The 21069-nt window shown below is 42.0% G+C and carries 19 protein-coding genes, 1 tRNA gene and 1 pseudogene; 8 read left to right on the top strand and 13 right to left on the bottom strand.

Going from position 1 to position 21069, the window contains the following annotated elements; all coding sequences use genetic code 11:
* Positions 1–64 precede the first annotated feature (64 nt).
* On the bottom strand, positions 65–1234 hold the full coding sequence (gene rpoD / locus RM347_RS09160) for an RNA polymerase sigma factor RpoD (RefSeq protein ID WP_322719825.1): 1170 nt from the start codon (positions 1232–1234) through the stop codon (positions 65–67).
* An 837-nt stretch (positions 1235–2071) separates the two neighbouring features.
* On the opposite strand from rpoD, the gene RM347_RS09155 reads away from it, so the two are divergent.
* Complete coding sequence (locus tag RM347_RS09155) at positions 2072–2308, top strand: hypothetical protein (protein ID WP_322719826.1); 237 nt, start codon at positions 2072–2074, stop codon at positions 2306–2308.
* 566 nt (positions 2309–2874) lie between these two features.
* On the opposite strand, the gene RM347_RS09150 is transcribed toward RM347_RS09155, so the two are convergent.
* Entirely contained in the window at positions 2875–3522 is a 648-nt protein-coding gene (locus tag RM347_RS09150; protein WP_322719827.1) for a fasciclin domain-containing protein, read from the bottom strand.
* Between the two features lie 290 nt (positions 3523–3812).
* Positions 3813–5750, bottom strand: coding sequence for a DNA topoisomerase (ATP-hydrolyzing) subunit B (gene gyrB / locus RM347_RS09145; protein ID WP_322719828.1), 1938 nt, complete (start codon positions 5748–5750; stop codon positions 3813–3815).
* Between the two features lie 250 nt (positions 5751–6000).
* Here gyrB and miaA point away from each other — a divergent pair, with 250 nt between their 5' ends.
* The gene (gene miaA / locus RM347_RS09140) at positions 6001–6903 is read left to right on the top strand and encodes a tRNA (adenosine(37)-N6)-dimethylallyltransferase MiaA (RefSeq protein ID WP_322719829.1); all 903 of its coding nucleotides are present in this window, start codon (positions 6001–6003) and stop codon (positions 6901–6903) included.
* 59 nt (positions 6904–6962) lie between these two features.
* On the opposite strand, the pseudogene RM347_RS09135 reads toward miaA, so the two are convergent.
* Positions 6963–7430, bottom strand: a pseudogene (locus tag RM347_RS09135) (Uma2 family endonuclease); the annotation flags it as partial.
* 514 nt (positions 7431–7944) lie between these two features.
* On the opposite strand from RM347_RS09135, the gene glcD reads away from it, so the two are divergent.
* From glcD to RM347_RS09105, 6 genes are all read left to right on the top strand, one after another.
* Complete coding sequence (glcD, locus tag RM347_RS09130; protein ID WP_322719830.1) at positions 7945–9417, top strand: glycolate oxidase subunit GlcD; 1473 nt, start codon at positions 7945–7947, stop codon at positions 9415–9417.
* Between the two features lie 333 nt (positions 9418–9750).
* Positions 9751–10989, top strand: a complete 1239-nt coding sequence (locus RM347_RS09125) for a glycoside hydrolase family 10 protein (protein WP_322719831.1) — start codon at positions 9751–9753, stop codon at positions 10987–10989.
* Positions 10989–11552 (top strand): hypothetical protein, encoded by a 564-nt coding sequence (locus RM347_RS09120; protein ID WP_322719832.1) that lies wholly within the window; start codon positions 10989–10991, stop codon positions 11550–11552. The genes RM347_RS09125 and RM347_RS09120 overlap by 1 nt, the downstream gene beginning before the upstream one ends.
* Positions 11553–11886: 334 nt before the next feature.
* A complete protein-coding gene (locus RM347_RS09115; protein ID WP_322719833.1) occupies positions 11887–14136 on the top strand; it encodes a sensor histidine kinase in 2250 nt (749 codons plus the stop codon).
* A gap of 63 nt (positions 14137–14199) precedes the next feature.
* Positions 14200–14271 (top strand) — tRNA-Lys (locus RM347_RS09110).
* A 215-nt stretch (positions 14272–14486) separates the two neighbouring features.
* Complete coding sequence (locus tag RM347_RS09105) at positions 14487–14714, top strand: hypothetical protein (protein WP_322719834.1); 228 nt, start codon at positions 14487–14489, stop codon at positions 14712–14714.
* Between the two features lie 92 nt (positions 14715–14806).
* Here the strand turns inward: RM347_RS09105 and RM347_RS09100 are convergent, their stop codons facing one another.
* From RM347_RS09100 to RM347_RS09060, 9 genes are all read right to left on the bottom strand, one after another.
* Complete coding sequence (locus RM347_RS09100; protein WP_322719835.1) at positions 14807–14971, bottom strand: hypothetical protein; 165 nt, start codon at positions 14969–14971, stop codon at positions 14807–14809.
* 94 nt (positions 14972–15065) lie between these two features.
* Positions 15066–15500: a hypothetical protein gene (locus tag RM347_RS09095; RefSeq protein WP_322719836.1), complete on the bottom strand. Its 435-nt coding sequence runs from the start codon at positions 15498–15500 to the stop codon at positions 15066–15068.
* Positions 15501–15866, bottom strand: coding sequence for a hypothetical protein (locus RM347_RS09090; RefSeq protein ID WP_322719837.1), 366 nt, complete (start codon positions 15864–15866; stop codon positions 15501–15503).
* Entirely contained in the window at positions 15859–16221 is a 363-nt protein-coding gene (locus RM347_RS09085; RefSeq protein WP_322719838.1) for a hypothetical protein, read from the bottom strand. The genes RM347_RS09090 and RM347_RS09085 overlap by 8 nt, the downstream gene beginning before the upstream one ends.
* 1 nt (position 16222) lies before the next feature.
* Entirely contained in the window at positions 16223–16585 is a 363-nt protein-coding gene (locus tag RM347_RS09080; RefSeq protein ID WP_322719839.1) for a hypothetical protein, read from the bottom strand.
* 3 nt (positions 16586–16588) lie between these two features.
* Positions 16589–16948 carry a hypothetical protein gene (locus RM347_RS09075; protein ID WP_322719840.1) on the bottom strand — a complete coding sequence of 120 codons (360 nt, stop codon included), beginning with the start codon at positions 16946–16948 and terminating at the stop codon, positions 16589–16591.
* 127 nt (positions 16949–17075) lie between these two features.
* Positions 17076–17936, bottom strand: coding sequence for a hypothetical protein (locus RM347_RS09070; RefSeq protein WP_322719841.1), 861 nt, complete (start codon positions 17934–17936; stop codon positions 17076–17078).
* Positions 17937–17941: 5 nt separating this feature from the next.
* Positions 17942–20488, bottom strand: a complete 2547-nt coding sequence (locus RM347_RS09065) for a hypothetical protein (RefSeq protein ID WP_322719842.1) — start codon at positions 20486–20488, stop codon at positions 17942–17944.
* Positions 20478–21062, bottom strand: coding sequence for a hypothetical protein (locus tag RM347_RS09060; RefSeq protein ID WP_322719843.1), 585 nt, complete (start codon positions 21060–21062; stop codon positions 20478–20480). Before RM347_RS09060 ends, RM347_RS09065 begins: the two co-directional genes overlap by 11 nt.
* Between the last annotated feature and the right edge of the window lie 7 nt (positions 21063–21069).

Here is a 21069-nt window from a genome sequence, read left to right as displayed (position 1 = left end):
TGTCATTAGTCAGTTGTCATTTGTTCTTTGTTTATTTACTAATAACCAATGACTAATGACTAATTTACCGAATATATTCCTTGAGAACGCTGTTGCGATTTGGATGGCGTAACTTGCGGAGTGCTTTTGCCTCAATTTGACGAATCCGTTCGCGGGTAACGTTGAAAATCTGTCCGATTTCCTCAAGGGTTTTCATCCGACCATCATCCAAGCCGTAACGCAGTCTGAGAACATCCCGTTCACGAGGGCTGAGACTATCGAGGACTTTTTCGAGGTCTTCACGCAGAAGATTTTTGGAAACTTGGTCTTCTGGTGTCTCACCATCGGATTCAATAAAATCGCCCAATCGAGAATCTTCTTCTTTACCAATTGGCGTTTCTAGTGAAATAGGTAACTGGGCGGATTTAGCAATAAACCGCAACTTCTCAATGGTCATTTCCATGCGAGTAGCGATTTCTTCTTCAGTGGGTTTGCGACCCATTTCTTGAGATAGTAACTTGGTAGTTTTCTTAATCCGAGAAATGGTTTCGTAAAGGTGAACTGGAAGACGAATTGTGCGGGATTGATTTGCGATCGCACGGGTGATTGCTTGACGAATCCACCATGTAGCGTATGTAGAAAACTTATAACCTTTTTCGTGGTCAAACTTTTCAGCGGCACGAATCAAACCGAGACTGCCTTCCTGAATTAAGTCCTGGAACGACAAACCACGATTCATGTATTTCTTAGCAATTGAAACTACAAGACGGAGGTTAGATTGCACCATCTTGTCTTTCGCCCGACGACCAACATGGAGGCGATAACGAAAGGCTGGTAGTGGCAGTTGTACTGCTTCTGCCCATTCGCTATCTCGAGGATCGCGATCTAATTGCTCACAGAGTCTTTCACGTACTCTCTCTAATTCCAGCAAATCGGCTATTTTCCGCGCCAATTCAATTTCTTCGTCTGCCCGCAACAGACGAATTCTACCAATTTCTTGCAAGTAAAGCCGAATTGAATCTTCGGTATAGTGCTTTTTCTTGCTTTGTGTCCGACGACGCGATTTAGCGGCTTTTCCAGACTTTGCGTCGTCCTCATCAGACTGAGGCTCTAAAAATTCCTCGTCACCTTCATCGATGATCAGCAAGTCCTCTTCATCGTCTATTAAGAGTTCTTCTAACTCGAGCTCAGGCTGATTCATTATTTCTAGGTCAGGCTGATATATGCTTTCGAGTACGTTGTTAGCCTGGTTCATGCCGCGTTCCTCATGCTCCTTGCAGAATCAATTACTCAAGATGTGTTTACTGCTCTTTTAAACGAGCTAGTTGTCAACCGAAAATAAAATTTTTGGCAGATTTGCCAGAGATATTTTCGGACGTTTTATACCTCCGAACGGAGGTTTTTTTACTTTAGTTTAAGCAATTACTAAAGGTGACTTGCTCACTTTAGTAAATGTTATATGTGTTGCTATCACATATTGCTTTCAACTAACTGGTCAAAAAAAAGACTCACCTTTATCAAAAAATTTGCCACTCTATAAAAATGAATTCAGACTGTTGGCAGATTTTCCTATAAAGACTCTTCCGATTGTAGCCTGTTTCACAGAAATTGCACTCTTTTTGTGTATTAATCAGGAACTCATTAAGCAACTGTTAGCTACTTTCACCAAAAAGACATTAAAAACGGGAGTTCTACCCTGAAATTTTTTCTCTACTTTTCGGAATAGCAGTGACGCTCTTATTACATTACGAAGTAAGTACGCTTGCTTTTGCCGAATTTCATGTATTTTACACAACATTAGTTACTTACAAAGAGTGCACTTTATGTTAACTCAGAGGATTCGTCTTAATCTAGCCATTTTTACATTTCCTTCATAAATTACGCATTCCTTAGACTAAAGCGGGTCTTGACCTTGGGTAAATACAACAAGGGTGGTGCTTACCTTAAAGCAGTTAAACTTCTGCGTACTCATTACCTTAACTGAGGAGTTGAGGCTGTGGCAGAATCGACCTGATCGGAGATCAATTTAGGTTTAACTAATTCGGTCTTATTCACACGTTAGCGCAATGTGGCGATTTCAGCCCTATGAAACTTGACAAACTCTTCTTATTGTATCCAAGGATATTTTAATCAATTCAAAAATGATTTGTCTTGCGAACTCGCCAATATAGTCCTAATCTTCAGCAAAAGTACATTAGATATATACGATACAATAGCGATCGCCACGACACTACATGAAGATATTAACAAGTTTTCAGCCAGATGGTGTGTGCTGCCAACAGCCATTACCTGGAACACAGAGAAACCAGAATCTTGGCTGATAATTTAGTTACAAAGCTTTTTTGCGTAAAGTAATTGTAAATTACAATACTTTTGTTTCGGTAATTTTCTGTCATCTTATGATGATAAATCCTCAAAATACTTATTAATTGCTGTTTGATAGATGATATTCAGTTGTTTTCTTAAAGCATAACAAATGTGTTTCTAGCTGGTGGGCGAAATTAATCAGCGAGTCAGAGCAAAGAGTATTATCTGGACTAAGTTTCCAATAAAGTTGGTAGTGTTGCTAACACTCGAATATTTCTGGTCTGGAAAATATTGACAATAAGCAAATTATATGGTTTTTGCTAACTGATAAATTTAGAATTTTTGTAGTTATTGTAGTGCTGACTGCCTACTTGTGTGACAAGTCAAGCTAAATTTTTTTTAATTGATTGTTAGCGTCTAGTTCAAATTTAGGGTGGCTTTTAAACCTACCCCTAGTACTCGACAAACCCAAAAATGAACGGTGAAGGCAAGCAGGGGAAGAAAAGAACTTGATTTTCTTACCATAAACCCCGCAAAGTTTCTTTGGTGGACTACTAGCGAAAAGTGGAAACTATGAGCTTTGTCAAACTACCGTGGTGTTGGAGTGGTGTTGAGACTTGTAGGAAAATTAGGTGGTAGAAGTACCTGGTCGACTATATGAACAATGCCGTTGCTAGCTGGGATATCTGGCTGAGTCACTTTAGCATTATTGACTGTGATTGAGTTGCTGGCACGATCAACCGTGATTTTAACGGGACTACCCTCAACTGTTTTAACTTGTCCAGATGTCAATTGCTGGGAGGTAATTCCCCCAGGTATAGCGTGGTAAGCCAGAAGCCTGACTAATTGTTGTTTGTTTGCTGGCTGTAAGAGTTGGTCTAGAGTAGCTTTTGGTAAAGCAGAGAAAGCGGCGTCAGTAGGTGCAAATACTGTGTAAGGTCCTGGTGCAGTCAATTGTTCAGTTAAACCTGCGGCTTGCACTGCTCGGATAAGAGTTTTAAACTGTCCTTGACTAGCTGCTGACTTTGCCAGTTCTGCTAAATTTTCGGTAGCAATGGTGCTATTAGGGGTTGGCGTAACGGGAGGAACAGTTGTTATGGGGGTTTGGGCAACGGGAGGGACAGTTGCGGTGGGAGTTTCTGTGACAGGTTGAGCGCAGGCAGACAGAGCAACCAAGCTACTTATGCCAATAATATTGAACAATGCTTTTCCTACTATGCTTTTGCCCAGTTTCATAGCTTTGTGTGGAATCCAGTTAAATGGAGTTATTGACAATAATTAATGAATTTATGGATATAGTCACTCATCTAACGACAGAGTTTGTAGGATGAAAAATATTGATACCAAAGATTGATAAATTTTCTAGTTTATCATCAGCCAAAAGAGGTACTTTTTACAATTTTGATAGAAAGTCTTTACCCAAAGTCTGTTCCAGGAATTCACGCAATACTTCAAAGCCAAAGATCCCCGATTTCTCAAGGAAATCGGGGATCTTGTTTTTAAAGAATGATTTAGGACTGGTGATATTAGATATCTAGATCGGTGAAGTTGAGTTTAGAACCATAGGTTTCGATGAATTCTCGTCTGGGTGCGACCCGATCGCCCATTAAAATTGTAAAGATACGATCAGCTTCGGCAGCGTCCTCAATTTCGACTTGCTTCATTTTGCGGGTTTCTGGGTTCATTGTGGTGTCCCAGAGTTGTTGTGGCATCATTTCACCCAAACCTTTGAAGCGTTGGATGGTATAGTTGGCGTTAGCAGGGAATTTGGCGATCGCTTGATTTTTTTCGCGATCGCTATAGCAGTATTCATGATTACGTCCCCGTTCTACTTTAAACAGTGGGGGACAAGCAATATAAATAAAGCCCTGTTCGATGAGTGCTCGCTGATATCGATAGAAGAATGTTAACAACAAAGTCCGGATGTGCGCTCCATCTACGTCAGCGTCCGTCATAATAACTATGCGGTGATAACGTAGTTGGGTGGAATCGAATTCATCACCTTTGACACCTAAACCAAGTGCTGTAATTAACGCTTGAACTTCGTTATTTTTATAGATTTTGGCGTCGTCGGTTTTTTCAATGTTAAGAATTTTACCACGTAGAGGCAAGATAGCTTGAGTGCGGCGATCGCGTCCTTGTTTTGCACTCCCACCGGCTGAGTCCCCTTCCACGATGAATATCTCAGATTCGCTAGGATCGCGAGAACTACAATCTGCCAATTTACCAGGTAATGGCGAAGATTCTAGTACGGATTTGCGCCGAACTAATTCTCGTGCATGACGCGCTGCTTCTGCGGCTTTGAAAGCTTGGATAGCTTTATCTAAAATTGAGTCTGCTATAGCAGGATGAAATTCTAGGTATTCGGTGAGGACTTCTCCTACCAAAGAATCAACAATTCCCCGAACTTCGGTGTTACCGAGTTTGGTTTTGGTTTGTCCTTCAAATTCTGGGTCGGGGACTTTAACGGAAATTACCGCAGTCAAACCTTCTCGGACGTGTTCGCCACTGAGGTTAGGTTCATTCTCTTTAATTTTATTGCGCTTGCGGGCGATCGCATTTAATGTCCGAGTCAGAACCGCCTTCAAGCCTTCTAAGTGCGTACCACCATCTACGGTACGAATATTGTTAGCAAAACCCAGCACATTATCCGTGTAAGCATCAGTACACCATTGTAAGGAAACTTCCACTTGTACATTGTTTCGTTCCCCCTGCACATAGATAATTTCTTCATGCAGTGGTTGCTTCTCACGGTTCATGTAAGCAATGTACTCTTTGATCCCACCCTTGTACTCGTAGGTTTCTATCTTGGGTGTATCGCTTTTTAGTAGTTCTAAACGGTGGTCAGTAAAGGTAATTTTGACACCTGCATTCAGATACGCTAATTCCCGTAGGCGACCTGATAAAGTAATGTAATCAAACTCAATGCTAGTAGTGAATATTTGGGTATCTGGCTTAAAAGTAACAGAAGTTCCAGTTCTAGCTTCTTTGTAAGGCTTGACTTGCAGATCGCTAACTGGGACACCACGTTCATAGCGCTGAAGATGAACCTTTTTATCTCGCCAAACCGTAACTTCTACAACCTCAGATAGGGCATTAACAACAGAAATACCAACCCCGTGCAATCCTCCAGAAACTTTGTAACCACCACCGCCAAACTTACCACCAGCGTGCAGTACCGTCATTACGGTTTCCAAAGCCGATTTCCCGGTACGCGAGTGAGTATCGACGGGAATACCGCGACCATCATCTGTTACAGTCACGGAACCATCAGCGTTGATATCCACTTCTATATGAGTGCAATGACCCGCCAAAGCCTCATCGATTGAATTGTCCACCACCTCGTAAACTAAATGGTGGAGTCCTCGTGGCCCAGTGGTACCGATGTACATTCCTGGTCTTTTGCGGACGGCTTCCAGACCTTCCAGAACTTGAATCTGATCGGCACTGTAACTGCTCGTCATGTAAACTCTCCTGATGCGTGGGGTTAAAATCGCCTAAAGGCAAATAAAAGTAAAAACACTCCAAAATTGTAACACAAAAGCCTTGCTGGCGTCTGTAGGGCATTTTCAAGAGAAGTTTATACTGGGGTTGCAGTACCGTAGAAGAGGGGCAAGGAGAGTAGAGGGAGCAGAGGAGGCAGGGGAGGCAGGGGAGGCAGGGGAAGAATTTCTAAATTTTGACAAATGACAAATGATAAATGACCAATGACCAATGACTAAATTGATTGTAATTTGTGGGGCGACGGCAACAGGGAAGTCGGGTTTGGCTTTGGCTTTGGCAATGCGGTTGGGTTCTGTAATTCTTAGTGCTGATTCTCGTCAAGTTTATCGTGAGTTTGATATTGGGACAGCGAAACCAACTGTAGCTGAACAAAAATTGGTGCCGCACTATCTAATAGATATCTGCGATCCAACAGACATGATGACAGTAGCAGACTATCAGGAGCAAACACAAGCCTTAATTGCTTCTGTTGATGTTACACCACTGTTGCTAGTTGGTGGCACTGGTTTATATATCCGTTCTATTGTCCAAGGGATGAAAATTCCGAAAGTTGCACCACAACCAGAATTGCGATCGCAGCTTGAGTCTCTCGGTCAGCCACAGCTCTACGCAATTTTACAACAAGTTGATCCAGTTGCCGCACAAAAGATTCATGCCAATGATTCAGTGCGGACTTTACGAGCATTAGAGGTATTTTACGTCACTGGATATCCAATTTCACAACAGCAAGGCGAGAATCCACCAAATTATCCGATTTTGCAAATTGGTTTAGATTGCGATGTTGAAAAGTTAGGTGCTCGGATTAAACAGCGTACTGAACAAATGATAGCAAATGGTTTGGTCATGGAGGTGGAGTATCTTTGTCAAAAATATGGCGCTGACTTGTCTTTGTTGAACACTTTGGGGTATCAAGAAATTAAACAATATTTAGCAGGGGATATTTCCTTAGATGAGGCGAAAGAATTAACAATTTTGCATACCCGACAATTTGCCAAGCGACAACGCACTTGGTTTCGAGCGTATCCACAAATTGAATGGTTTAATGCCGATGATCCTGATTTATTAGAGAAGGTTTGGCATCGGATAAATGAGTTTATAAGTTGCACAAGTTAATGATATTTTCTTACTCACACAAAGACGCAAAGTTTTTTTGCGTCTTTACAGCAAGTATCCTATAGAGTGTCGGGATCTACGCCCATAGCACGCAGCCTTTCTGTTAGCAATTGGGTGCGTTGTTCTGCTTGTTCGGCGCGTTGTCGTTCCTGTTCGGCACGTTGTCGTTCCTGTTCGGCGCGTTCATCTCCAGTCGATAAAACATTACCATCTTGGTAGCACCAGCGTAACCAAGTATCTTTTCTATCTTCAAATTTACCTTCCCACAAAGTTACGCCTAAACCAACTTGTTCTAACCAATTTTCTGAAATTTCAAAGTAGCGCCTTCCTCTAAGTTCATAAACGCGTAGTAGTTTTTCTCCTAATTGCTGATTCTGGTCATATACGATGTAGTAACTAGCCCGCATTTGTTCATAAATTTTCAGCTTTTTGCCAAGTTCATCACCTTCTTTATTAGACACAATTTCGAGGACAACTTCTGGAGGTTTGCCAAAACGCCAAACCATATAACAAGGATTTTGTTTTTTGTTTTTCCCAGCAATTTTGAGAACCAATAGTTTCGTAAGAGTATGGTTTTTTTGTAAATATATTCACTATATTATCGTGAGTGACAGGATAAATTGTACTTGAGTTCCCCTTAATTTCTCGGAGACACTCAAGTTTATGCTTCTTACTGCTGAATCAGTACACCATAAGCTGGGTTTGGCTGAGAGCCTTATCAAAGTTTGTCTGAAGAGGATAAGCTAGCAATTAACATGATGTTAAGTTTTATTAACGTTTAACCCAACCTGTGTACGAGAAGTGTGATACCCAGAAAGAGTTAAACTTCGTTCATCATCCCTGCTTTAATCTAATCAGGCGATCGCATTTAACTCTACATCAAATGCGTAGACGCATTAGCGAAGTGGTAGCGACGAAGGAGCGTCAGCGGCTTGTCGTCAGACATCGCCTTTTACTCACTTTTGACTGCTATTCTTGCAACAATAGTAATTACAGCTATACTAACCAGCCTGCAATATCTACCTTGAACTTTAAAAAACTATGCTTACGCAAGATAAAAAACAACGCAACTGGAAACCCATTATCAAAGCATTCGAGGCTGTCCTTGGAAAAAATGGTGTGGTGCAACGCCGCGAAGAACTCATTACCTATGAATGCGATGGTTTAACCGGTTATCGCCAACGTCCATCTGTGGTGGTATTACCCAGAACTACAGAACAAGTTGCGGAAATTGTGAAGATATGTAACCAATACTCTATCCCCTTCATAGCACGCGGTTCAGGCACTGGTCTATCTGGCGGCGCTTTACCAGTAGAAGATTCTGTTTTAATTGTCACTTCATTAATGCGGCAAATCCTTAACATTGATTTGGAAAATCAGCGGACAGTTGTACAACCAGGAGTGATTAATAGTTGGGTAACACAAGCTGTTAGTGGTGCTGGTTTTTACTACGCTCCTGACCCTTCCAGTCAAATTATCTGCTCTATTGGGGGCAACATTGCTGAAAATTCTGGTGGTGTACATTGTCTCAAATACGGTGTTACTACTAACCACGTTTTAGGATTAAAAATTGTCACGCCAGAAGGGGAAATTATCGATTTAGGTGGACAAATTCCAGAAATGCCTGGCTATGATTTAACAGGTGTGTTTGTCGGTTCTGAAGGCACTTTAGGAATTGCCACAGAAATTACTTTGCGAATTCTCAAAAGTGCAGAATCAATTTGTGTGCTGTTGGCAGATTTTACTAGCATTGAAGCTGCTGGAGCAACTGTTTCTGACATCATCAGCGCCGGAATTATTCCTGGTGGTATGGAAATGATGGATAACTTCAGCATCAATGCAGTTGAAGATGTTGTAGCAACTAATTGTTATCCTCGTGATGCTACTGCTATTTTACTAATAGAAATTGACGGTTTAGAAGTTGAAGTTGCAGGTAATAAGCAGCGAGTTACCGAAATTTGTAAAAAGAATGGTGCTCGTAATGTCACTTCTGCTACTGATCCAGAAACTAGATTGAAATTATGGAAAGGGCGCAAAGCCGCTTTTGCTGCGGCTGGGCATTTAAGTCCAGATTATTATGTACAAGATGGTGTAATTCCCCGGACTCAGTTGCCTTATGTTTTGCACGAGATTGAAACATTAAGTAAACAATATGGTTATCGGGTTGCTAATGTATTTCATGCTGGCGATGGCAATCTTCATCCGCTAATTCTTTATGATAATTCTGTGTCTGGAGCATTAGAGCAAGTAGAAGAAATGGGTGGAAAAATTCTCAAACTTTGTGTTCAAGTCGGTGGTAGTATTTCTGGCGAACATGGCATCGGTGCAGAGAAAAGGTGCTATATGCCACAGATGTTTAGCCAAGTTGATTTAGAAACTATGCAATGGGTGCGGCAAGTTTTTAATCCTAAAGGGTTAGCAAATCCTGAAAAGATATTCCCCACACCACGGACTTGTGGTGAAGCAGCAAATGCATCGGCACTCAAGCAATTTGAAGGTGTAGAAAGGTTTTAATAGTTAAGAGTTTCCTCTAGTTTTCTGCTCTGCCAGGGAATGCATTTATAGGAGGCTCTGCCTCAAGTTAGTATAAAAGGCAGAGCCTCAATGAGGGTCATTCCCAGCCTGAGACTGGGAACGAGAGTTTGAGGGGTGCGCCTAATATAGGGAAACCATGCATATCATGATTTCTTGTATTTCACAGAATTAAAAATAGTGAGAATTTTCCACTAAGGGATATTTATTAATTTACACCTTGGCATCAAATCATGATTTTTTTATATAATCCGGAGGATTACAACTTTATTTTGTAGTTATATATATTCCGATCGCACTAGGTCAAGCTTACAAATGAATCGGGTTGCTCGCCGTTGTGTTTCTTACTTGCTGTGTTTGGGATTAGTAGTCACTTTAACAGTTTTTTTACCATCATTACTGCCAGTTTATTCCCAAAAAACAAGTCCTTTAACTACAGAAGTTCGCGGCGTTTGGCTCACTAATGTTGCTAGTGGTGTACTATTTGTCCCTTGGGGTATTAACCGTGCTCTAAATCAATTATCGGCTCTCAACTTTAATACTATTTATCCTGTAGTTTGGAACCGAGGACATACTTTTTATAAGAGTGCTGTAGCTAAAATGACTACAGGCTCGGAAACTCAACCTTTGCTTAACTTCATGCATGGTGGACAGGATGTTTTAGCAAAGATAGTAACACTTGCTAAAAATAAAGATTTGAGAGTCATTCCCTGGTTTGAATACGGGTTTATGACGCCGCACTATTCACAATTAGCAAGGCGTTATCCTGACTGGTTGACAATTGGGCAAGAAGGTATAAAGTCTACTCAAGATGCCCCACCAGAAGAAATCGACAATATTTTAGTAACTAAGGTGGCTTGGTTAAATCCTTTACATCCGCAAGTGCAAGAGTTTATCCAGGAGCTAATTTTAGAAGTAGTCAGAGATTATGATGTGGATGGTATTCAGCTTGACGACCATTTTGGGATGCCTGTACAGTTTGGCTACGATCGCTTCACTATTGAACTCTACCAACAAGAGCATCAAGGCAAAAGTCCCCCAACCGATCCTTTTAACTCAGAATGGATGCGTTGGCGGGCAGACAAAATTACTGATTTTATGGCAGAAATCTATCAAGCTGTCAAGGCGGTTAAACCCAAAGTTAGAATATCTTTGTCTCCTAACTATCAAGCTTTTGCCTACAAATACTATTTGCAAGACTGGGAAAATTGGGTAAAAAAAGGTTTAGTTAATGAGTTAATTTTGCAGGTGTATCGAAATGACAAAAAGTCTTTTATCACTCAACTAGAACAACCATCTATAAAATTGGCTCAAAGTCTAATTCCTGTAGGTATTGGTATATCAACGGGAACGGTGCGTAATCCTGTAAAAATGGCACAAATTAGAGAACAAGTTCAGGTTGTGCGCGATCGCAATTTTGATGGGATCTCCTTTTTCTACTGGGAGAGTCTGTGGGGTTACATTGTACCGGAATCACCTCAACAGCGACGCAAAGCTTTTTTTGAGATGTTTAATGCTAGAACTGTCAGACTATTACAACCAAAGAAACTTTGATGCCATTCGCGCCTGAAAATACTAGATTTGGCTTTACATTGCTGTGGACTTTAGCTACTTTCGGCGGTTTTTTATTAAGTTTACTCTTAATTGAAGTCGGCGAAAAGCCAGATATTGGGGTAGTAGAGGCCGCTATCGGCGGATTTGCGATCGCACTTCCTCAAGGTTGTCTTCTCAAACAACCTGTATTTTGTATCAGGTGGATTTTGTCAAGTCTTTTGGGTTGGAGTATTATCACCGCGATCGGTATTGGTGCCGTGGGTTGGATTGTACCTAGCACTGAGATTCTTCCCCTGAGAATTTTGTCTGGGGCGGTTTATGGTGCGCTTGGCGGCTTGGGAATTGGATTAGCACAATGGTTAGCAATTCCCCAGCCTGTAGCGTGGCGCTGGATATTTGTCTCTGGGGCAAGTTGGGCTATTGCTGTCCCCGTCGGTTCTGCTGTGGGGATGATCTGGCGGCGCTTAACGCAGTTGTTTTTAGGCGAAGTCATGGGATTAGCCATCACTTGGCTGCTGGTTGGTATCCTCACAGGAATGAATGCTCACAAATTGCGCTCGTAATTTTCCACTCCCATTATTAAGAATAATAAATTTAATTGATTTATACTGAAGTTTACACTTAGATATATGCAACAATCTTAAAAAACTGTTAAAAATCTAAATTTCAGTAAGTTTGCCCTAACCTGCAAATGTATTTTCGCCTTCACAAAGCAGGATTTGTTAAGCTGACTCCTACTTAGCTTTCCTAGATTTCTGATCAGAAGTAGAGAAAGATCCAAATTTCGATGAGCAACGGCTGACAATACTTTGCTATAGGCGCTAAAGTGCATCTACTACAAGCTTAACTACAAGAGAGCGCCTAGAAGAGTCAGTAATACCAGACAGGGACTCTCGCATGAATATAAATCCAGCAGAATCAACTATAGAGTTGACAAAATTATCACCACCTCAGATTCTCTTCGGCACAGAAGTAGATGATAAAAGTAGTAGCGAGCAGTTTCTACTGAGCATGTACGATTCTGTGCAGGCATCAATATTTGTAGTTGATGTTCTGGAGGATGGAGATTTTCGATATGTGGCACTTAATCCCACTCATGAGCGGTGGATAGGCATTCGCTCAGATGATCTCCGGGGCAAAAAACCAGAGGATATTCTCTCCCCCATCGATGCTGCCAAGGTGCGTCAACATTATGCTGACTGTGTGCACTTCGGCACAACTATTTCTTACGAACAATGTTTGCAATTCCAGGGAGTTCCCACTTGGTGGAGTACGACTCTCACTCCAGTAAAGGATGCTGGCTCCAGGATTTATCGACTGATTGGTACTAGTAGCAATATCACTCCTGTGAAGCAAGCAGAACAAGCGATCAGATTCCAGGCTGAACGGGAGCAACTGTTAGAAGCGATCGCTGGACGGATTCACCAATCTGTAGAATTTGAGACAATTCTGCATCAGACAACAATTGAACTGCGGCAGTTTCTGAATTGCGATCGCGTCCTAATTTATCGCTTCGAGGCTGATGGGAGTGGAGTAATTATTGCCGAATCAACTGTAGCTGCTGGCGATCCACTTTTGGGAAAAAACATCACCGATCCCTGTTTCAGTGGGAAACATCGAGAACACTACGGCCGAGGTTGCATTCAAGTTGTCGAAGATATTTATGCAGCCGGGTTGCATCCTTGCCATATAGATTTTCTTGCATCTTTGCAGATAAGAGCCAATCTAGTCGTGCCGATTTTCAAAGAGCAAGATATGTGGGGACTGTTGATTGCCCAGCATTGCCACCAATCGCGTCAATGGCAACAAACAGAAACGGACTTACTCAAACAGTTGGCAACTCAAATCGGCATTGCTGCTGGGCAGACAGAACTTCGTCAGCAGATCAAGGATCTCAAAGAAAAGTTAGAGTTGCAGAAGCAGAAGCACAAAAATCAGTTGCAGCAGGTGCGAAACTTTGAAGCCTTGGTGCGACGCATGACAGAACAAATCCGCGACAGTCTGGATGAAACTCAGGTGTTGCAGACACTCACCCAGGAATTAGCAGAGTTACTGAACCTCGATCGTTGCCAAATTGAACTCTATAGCACCTGCCAAACCCTGGTAACTATTACCTACGAGTACACCACTAACTTACCGCAGTGTCAGGGATTGACCAGAAAGATCGCAGACCGTCTTGAAGTTTATCAGCCGCTGTTGCAAAAACAACCATTGCAATTTTTGGAAATTGTGCCGGGATGGCAACCAAAGTTGTTGGTTATGTCCCAGATGGCTTGTCCAATTTTTGATACTCAAGGGATTTTGGGAAACATTTGGTTGACAAGACCGACACAAGAGGCCTTTGATGAATTTGAAATTGAGCTAGTGCAGCAAGTAGCAAATGAATGTGCGATCGCCATTCGTCAAGCCCAGCTTTACAAACAAAATCAGGCACAGGTAAAAGAACTAGAAAAATGCGATCGGCTAAAAAACCAATTTCTCAGAACTCTGTCCCAGGAACTGCGGACTCCAATAACTAGCATCAGCCTTGCAGTCCAAACCCTCGAAAGTGTCCTCACACCAGCAGAAATATCAGATATAGAAATAGTTCCGCAACTCTTGCAGATTCTGCATAACGAGTGTGGGCGAGAAAGCAAGTTAATTAACGATCTACTCACACTCACATATCTCGAAGCCGAACCCGAACCCCCAACTTTGATTGCCATTGACTTTCAAAGCTGGCTTCATCCCATTATTGAGTCTTTTCGAGACCTCACCAACTGCCAGCGACAGCAGTTAAACCTGAGTGTTGATCATGCGCTGCCGCCTTTGGAGACAGATATCACCGATTTGGAGCGGATTGTCACCGAACTGCTCAATCATGCCTGCAAATACACCCCAGCAGGTGAATCTATTACAGTTTATGCTCACCTGATAGGGGATGCAGTAGAGCTTAATATTACCAATTCGGGAATAGAGCTTACCAGCAATGAACTGTCACGGATTTTTGAGCCTTTCTATCACCTTTCCAAACACGATCCTTGGAAACATAGCGGCACTGGACTGGAATTGGCATTAGTGCAAAAAATGGTCAGACATTTAGGCGGCTCAATTTATGTACAGAGTGCAGCAGGTCAAACTACCTTCACCGTCAAATTCCCCTTTTAATTCGTTTTTTGGGCGCGGTACTAGCTAAATTGTCAGAAGTTGTGCTATGATTGTTTTTCGTGTGGGTGACTAGCTCAACGGTAGAGCAGTAGACTCTTAATCTATTGGTTGCGGGTTCAAATCCCTCGTCACCCACTACTTCCAGCCCTTCAGAAAACCCCTTGACTAATTCTTGACTAAATTGAGTTTGCGGCAACCTCTCAAAGCCTCATCACTCAAGGATAAACGCCAGTAAAGCTTTGACTAATTTAAATAAAAACGCCTATCGCCCAGTGGAATGTCTAGCGTGTCCACTGGGCGCTTAAAATAAGGCTTTTAGCGACAATGAGACGAAAAGGGAATTTTGAGCAATGAATGACAAGTTAAAAGCAGCATCAGAAATATTAGAAATGTTGGGCTATGCTGCTCCACATTCTGAAGAAGATTGTGAAAAGATAATTAACTTTAGGGAAGAATATTTTTGCAAAAACGAAATTTCATCGATTGAGTCAGCAAAAGTTCGGGCTGAACACGGGACGCTTGGCTTGTTTGCAGGGCTTCAGAAAATTGCAAACGAATTAAAAGCTAAAGCCAAGTAACGAAATGGAGATTATGTGCCCTGACAGGGGCGGAAGGCAAGCCTTTGCATTTATCAGGGCAATCTCATTATACGAAATGGAAATATTTCGTCTTACTTGCGTTTCTTTCTCTTAGGATTGGTCAAATCTAAATTTAAAAAATCTTTCATATCTTCTGGGAGCGCTTGCATAATAAAGTAAATTCCAAAGCCGACAATCGCAATTACTATTACTGGTAAAAAAACCTGAAAAATTAAAGTTACAGTTGAAGCATCCATAGGAGTGATTTAGTCGTTCACTCTAAAGTGCGAAAATTCCCTTGATTAAGCATCAGGGAATTTTCGTAAATTACTAGAGTGAATCCCCAGTAAGTTATTCTTCAGGTTGGGTATTCTCTTCGTATTCGCGCATCTTAAAGTCAGTGTTTTTTTGCATGTAACGCTGAATATCGCGAGTATAAAACAGAAGCCGTTTAAACTTGTGGTTGATTTTCTGGTCTAATTGCCCCATAACCATCTGTACGACATCCTTTCGATTGACGTACTCTTGGAGATGCAAATCAAGTCTTTTATCCAAGTCTCTAATTTGTTCCGCGTTGCTGGCATAACCTTTTAAGGCTTCTTCAATCTGAGTAATTGAAGAAGAAATCCGATTCATTTTACTAATGACATTAATAGCAACGCCTGCCAGCATACAAGCACTAACAAGAATACCCAAAAATATACCTGTAGTCTCAAGAGTAATTACTATGCCTGGGGAGCCGTTAGGCGAGTTAATAACACCTATGCTTAATTGATTGGTTTTCATTTACTGAAAAGATTCTAATTTTAAGCTCCACTGAGCAAAATTTTGATTAGGTGTAAAAGGTAAATATCTAGATGCTCTAATAACTGCCGCAGTTCTAATTAAATACCCTTGATTTTTTAAATCTACCGGGACACTGAACTGATAAATAGTTACAACATCACGTACCCGAATATAGTAATTAGGTGAAGCGCTATTGTCTGCATAGAAAAATCGCAGATACGCGGCGCTTTTAAACTTCCATTTTTCCCAATCATCAAGGTTTTGAATAGAAGTTGTGATCCGAAAAGTATCTGCTATAACGTCATTTGGGAACAACTGCCAACTATTGCTAACAGTTAATTCCCCATTCAAGTACCAATTAGCCACGAGAGACAACGCGAAGAGAAAAACCAACACTTTGAATAGTGCCACTACCGCCGCCAGTAATACTGTAAGGATCTCCCTTAAGAGCATCCAAAATCGTAGTTAGCTTTGCGCTAGTACATAGCAACTTTAACCGACTGGGTTTCCCAGCCGAAGTTTTAGTGATAGCAGTTACTCTTCGCAGTATTCCTTTTCTCAAAAGGTTCTTCACTGGATAATCTGGTAAATCTTGATCAGCGTCTCCAGCAGCTGCGATTCCCGTTTCTGTAGCGATTGACCCATCATACAAACCAGCCGGGGCACGAAAAGCATATTTAGCTGTGCCAACAGTTGCAACGAATTTATCTAACTTAGCCATTTTATCCTCTAGAAATTTGTCTCATACGTTGATTAAGTGCTTTGATCTGGCCAGAAGATCCATTAGTAATAGAGAAACTTTTTCCTAATGCAGTGCTTAAGATGTTGGGAAAAACTAACCTATTACAAAGTAAGTCGAGTGAACGCCTTTTCCCAGTTATCAAAACGGTGGCATTAATCCGAATTAATACACCTGAGTGCAAAAGATTTTTTACTAGAACTTCTGGCTGATCCAATTCATTGTCTGCCGCTGGATAAATACCAGTAACACCGCTACCGATGCTGTAATAAAGCCCAGCCGTTGATTTAAAGTAGAGCTTGTCAAATGCCGCATCGGTAATAAAATACTTTTGCAGTCTAGCCATACATTACCCTAGTTGAATTTGTGTCGGGTAATAAGCTGTTTTGATTTTGAAATTGTTGAAAGTAGAACCGACTAAAGACGCACGAGCTTGCATAGCTTTGTCGCCAGCAACAATTAATGTTGCTGTTTTACGCTTAGTATTTGCACCAATATATGAGACTTTGATTTTGCGGATTAATCCATCGGCTACTGCGCGGCCAACCGTTGTACTTGGTACGCCTGCGGGTGGGTCACCTGTCAGCTTTACAACACCCAATGCAGCACTAAACGAGCCATAAACATCTGGCAGAACCAGTAAAACCCTATTTTCTCCCGTGCCAACTACATGAGGCACATTTTCAACGCCTGCGATTCGTGAAGCCATAAACTCAACTCAAATTACTTTCTATTGCGAGCTAGTTTATAACTAGCACGGCTTTAAATAGGTTCCGTACTCCGGAAACCTATTAGGTTTCCCTGTGTTCTGGAATTAGATTTATAGATAATTTTGTTTATGTAATCAGTGCTGTGTGTCGATTAGTATTATCAACTAGAAAAATTGGGGAAGCGATACCGCCGAAGCTAACGTAAGCGTGACGAAATCTTAAGTTAGCAACTGGTCTGTAAGCACGTTTTTTATAAGAGGTTCCCAGTATAACCTCAGTGCCGCTTGAGCCTTGAATTGTGCTGTCTTTCTCTGGGGTTCCAACATTGATTTTATTAACATCAAACGGTCGGTCAATCACATTACACAATTTGTGATAAAGTGTATTTGCTTGACTACTAGAACTTACTAGCCAATAGTTACCTTTTGGAAAGCCATTAGCAGGATCTGTATAGCTGACTAAAACTTTGCCACAGGTATAAGTAATCCCTTTGCTACCCTCCATAAACGAAGTTTTAATTTCTCTAGCAATTTCTAATAAATTGGCTTTAGTAACGGCTGGTAGCGATTCACCTGCTTTAGATGCATAGCGAGTTAGTCTGCACGTTTTTTCATGGTCGATTTGTTTTGCATTTGCTGGGACGGCTTGAGAGTCTTGGGAAAAATATAAATGCAATTGTGGATGATTTGAAACAGGCAGCACAATATCAGAACTGCTGCCGTAATATATCATTAAATCCTTTTTCGACTGACCGAGTAAATCGAAAAAGAATGACATTCTGAGAGCCATCATTGAATAGCTATCATCATCTTTTATGGTGCAAGCCACACGCATGCTACTACGTTTATCAGCAATATTAGGTAGCCAGTCACCATCATGATCTGAAAAATATCGCCGTACTCTGCGATTAAATTCTGCCGTGTATTGGCCTTGTAAATGTTCCCAAGGGTCGAAACCATCCGGTAGGGCGTTAGTTGGCCCAGGCATACGCGTTACTCTCCCGCATCAAAAATCTCTTCAATAATTACTTCAAACCCTTGGCTAGCCGAGAAACTAGCCTCAAATTGTGCTTTAAGTGGGGCATTGTCTTCTATTTCTATCCCCTTTTCTCGCTCGGTTCCATCTGGGTTTTTATCGCCTTTTAACGCTGCTTTTTGCTCTGTAAGCGCTTCATCAATTTGGACTTTAGCCTGCACAATATCTACAGGTATTTGGGTAACCATTTGTACAGTGCTTGCCCCTTGTTGGGCATTTTGAAGGAAGCTGAAAAACTTATTATGAAAGTTCGGCTGTGGATTAAAGAATTGATAGGCTTTCTCTCCAACTACACCAAAGGTTCTCAATGCGTTTGCTAATTTACTAGTTGTCCCGCCAATTACTTCTAAAGCATTTGTAATGACAGCAACGGCATTAGTAAGGCTGTTAAATACGTTTGTCGTAGATTGATAAATGCGATTTGCCAGTTGCCAATTAATAGTTAAAGTAGTGTAATTTTCCTCTCCAATAATACTTTTAATCATTGATTCAAAAGTTTTACCAATAATAGCGCCAACATCAAAACCCTCACCTTCAGAGTTTTTAATTCCAATTACAGATAAAACATTATTAATTGCGCCCAATAATGTTTGCCCAATATCGTTACTGAGCATCGCGGCATTATGGATCGTGGATGCCAGAATCATGATATTCATTACTCTGTCAATTACTGCCCAATTAATAAAGCCGAGCAATCGAGTACCGATAATAGTTACTGATGCCGCTAACGATGCAAATTGACTTGTTACAAATGCCGTCAATGTGCCTACAAGTCCTGTAGTTGTTGCGTTTACATCAGCGCGGGTAACAACGTGTTGCACGTTGCTATTCGCTCGTGTGGCGCTACCCTCAACGCCTACTTGTCCGCGTGTTTGGGTGTGCTGGGCTGCAATAAAAGCTTTTAGTCCTGCTAAATCACCGGGGTTCACGTCTATACCGTCCCTTCCATCTTTACCGTTTAAACCGGGAATACCTTGCTCACCTCTCCTACCTGGAAGGCCCGAGATACCAGGAAACCCGCGCTCACCACGTTGCCCCGGCAATTGAATGACCGTCGTCACTCCATTTATGCCGGGCCTGCCGTCAACTCCGTTTCTACCGTCTCTACCCGGTAAGCCTTGTAATCCTCTCAGCCCTTTAAAAGCTTGATATAGTGACAATGCAGTGAGAGCAACGCCAAGCGCTTCTAGTGCCTTGTTGAATGCCTCACCCGCTCGACCTTGAGCATTATTAGCTGCTCTTGTCGCCTCGTTTGCCTTTGTAGTCGTTTGATTTGCAATAACCGTTGCTTCATTCGCTTTGGCAAATGCAGTTGTGGCGTTGTCGTTGGCTTGCCTTGCGTTACGTACTGCCCCGTCAGCTGTAAGTTTAGCTTGACTTGCGGTCGATTGTGCTACCTGGGCTGTACTTGATGCCCCGCTTGCCGTAATTTGTGCAGACTGGGCTAGCGATACCCCACGCAATCCGATTGTCCTTGCGTCGTAGGCAACGCTTAACACGGAGGATATAGACGCTTCGTTTCGTGCCACTCTATCGCGTAAGCCCAGTAATCGCCCAAGAATACCTGATAACTCAGCACCGAGCGATAAAACACTATTTTCTAGCGCATCAATTCTTGCGCCGAGTACTTCCAAAACTGCCAATCCTTCCAACAATACAAAAATCGTAGAAATGACATTAAAAATCTGGAGTACCTGACTTGCTAGCCTACCCGTAGCGGCTAGTGCATTCTTGGATATCCCTACTGCCTCAGCAGCCCTTACTAACGCATTTCCGACGACTGTTTCTACCTTCGCTATTGCGTTACCGAAAGCATTTATCTTGCTACCGATACCATTTACTACTCCCTTTAAGCCACTTACAGCGCCAGACGCTTCTATTGCCTCTTTTGATGCCTTAGCAGCGTTAGAGATTGCTGTACCTGCTGTACCCTTTGCTTGATTTGCTAAACCTTTCGCTAAATCTGACTCCCTTCTAGCGATTTCAGCGATATCCTTAGCTGTCTTAGCATTCGCCGACGCCCTAGTGGTCTGTGCTTCCAATAGCGCTGCTTTTTGCTCCGCAAATTTAGCTTTATCAAATGCATTATTACCAATACTCTTGGCTTCACCTGCCGAGCGTGTAGCACCCTGCCCGGTTCGTTCTGCTACGTCTGCTGTACTTTGTGCCCTCCTAGCAACGTTCATTGCATCGGCTGCATCTCGTTTAGCTCGTAACGTCTCATTCGTCGTGTTTAATGCTTCGGTCTGGGCGTTATTTGCGACCGTCTCAATCTTGAATGTTTTTGCTAGTGCTTCTCTTGCTTTTTCGATACCACTATTTATTTGTGGTTGGAGTTTATTGATAACGACTGTTCCACCTGCCGCGACTGCTGTAGCGATATCTGGCTGTATGGCTGAACGAGTAGCTTGTATGATGCGATTTTCATCCACTGGGCGAAGCCGTGCTACTTCCGCCCGTAATAAAGCTAATTCCCTTGCTAATTGCTCACAATCACTTGCCATTTAACGACCTCATTTGATTAGTTATGGCGTGCAATTGTCGCAATGTATTGTTGCAGTCGTTGCAACAATATCCTGGATATCCATCACTTTTGCATTCGCAAAAACCTTCTGGACAATGTTCTTTGATACATTTCACTTCAAAGGTTAGTGGACATTCACCGGAGTCCTTAAAGATGAGTTTGCCTTGGATATCCCGAACTCGAATAAAACAGACATCGGCAATATAAGAGATATCAAAAAGCATATCCCCAGTATTATCGCCGTAAACACTATCATAATTTGCATTCCATTGGTTATCATTGATTACGCTATTAGCTATTACATAATCACAAGGTAATTCCGTGTCAGGGCGATCGCCAATTTGACGAAATCTTCCAGTGCAACTAATTTGGGTAATATCTCCCGGCGCTGTATATGCAATAGCGGCAGAACCATCACTTACAATCTGTTTCTTGCCAATGCTGTCTACTATGACATCAAGAGGCAGTATACCTTCAATCATTTTTGATCGCTGTACGCCGTCCCCGAAGGTGTAAGTAATTAATGCTTTTGTATCATCTGTGGTGCAGTACATAAGTAAA

This window comes from Nostoc sp. ChiQUE02, from assembly GCF_034531305.2.
Taxonomy (GTDB): Bacteria; Cyanobacteriota; Cyanobacteriia; order Cyanobacteriales; family Nostocaceae; genus Nostoc.
This window is presented reverse-complemented; position numbering and strand designations above follow the sequence as displayed.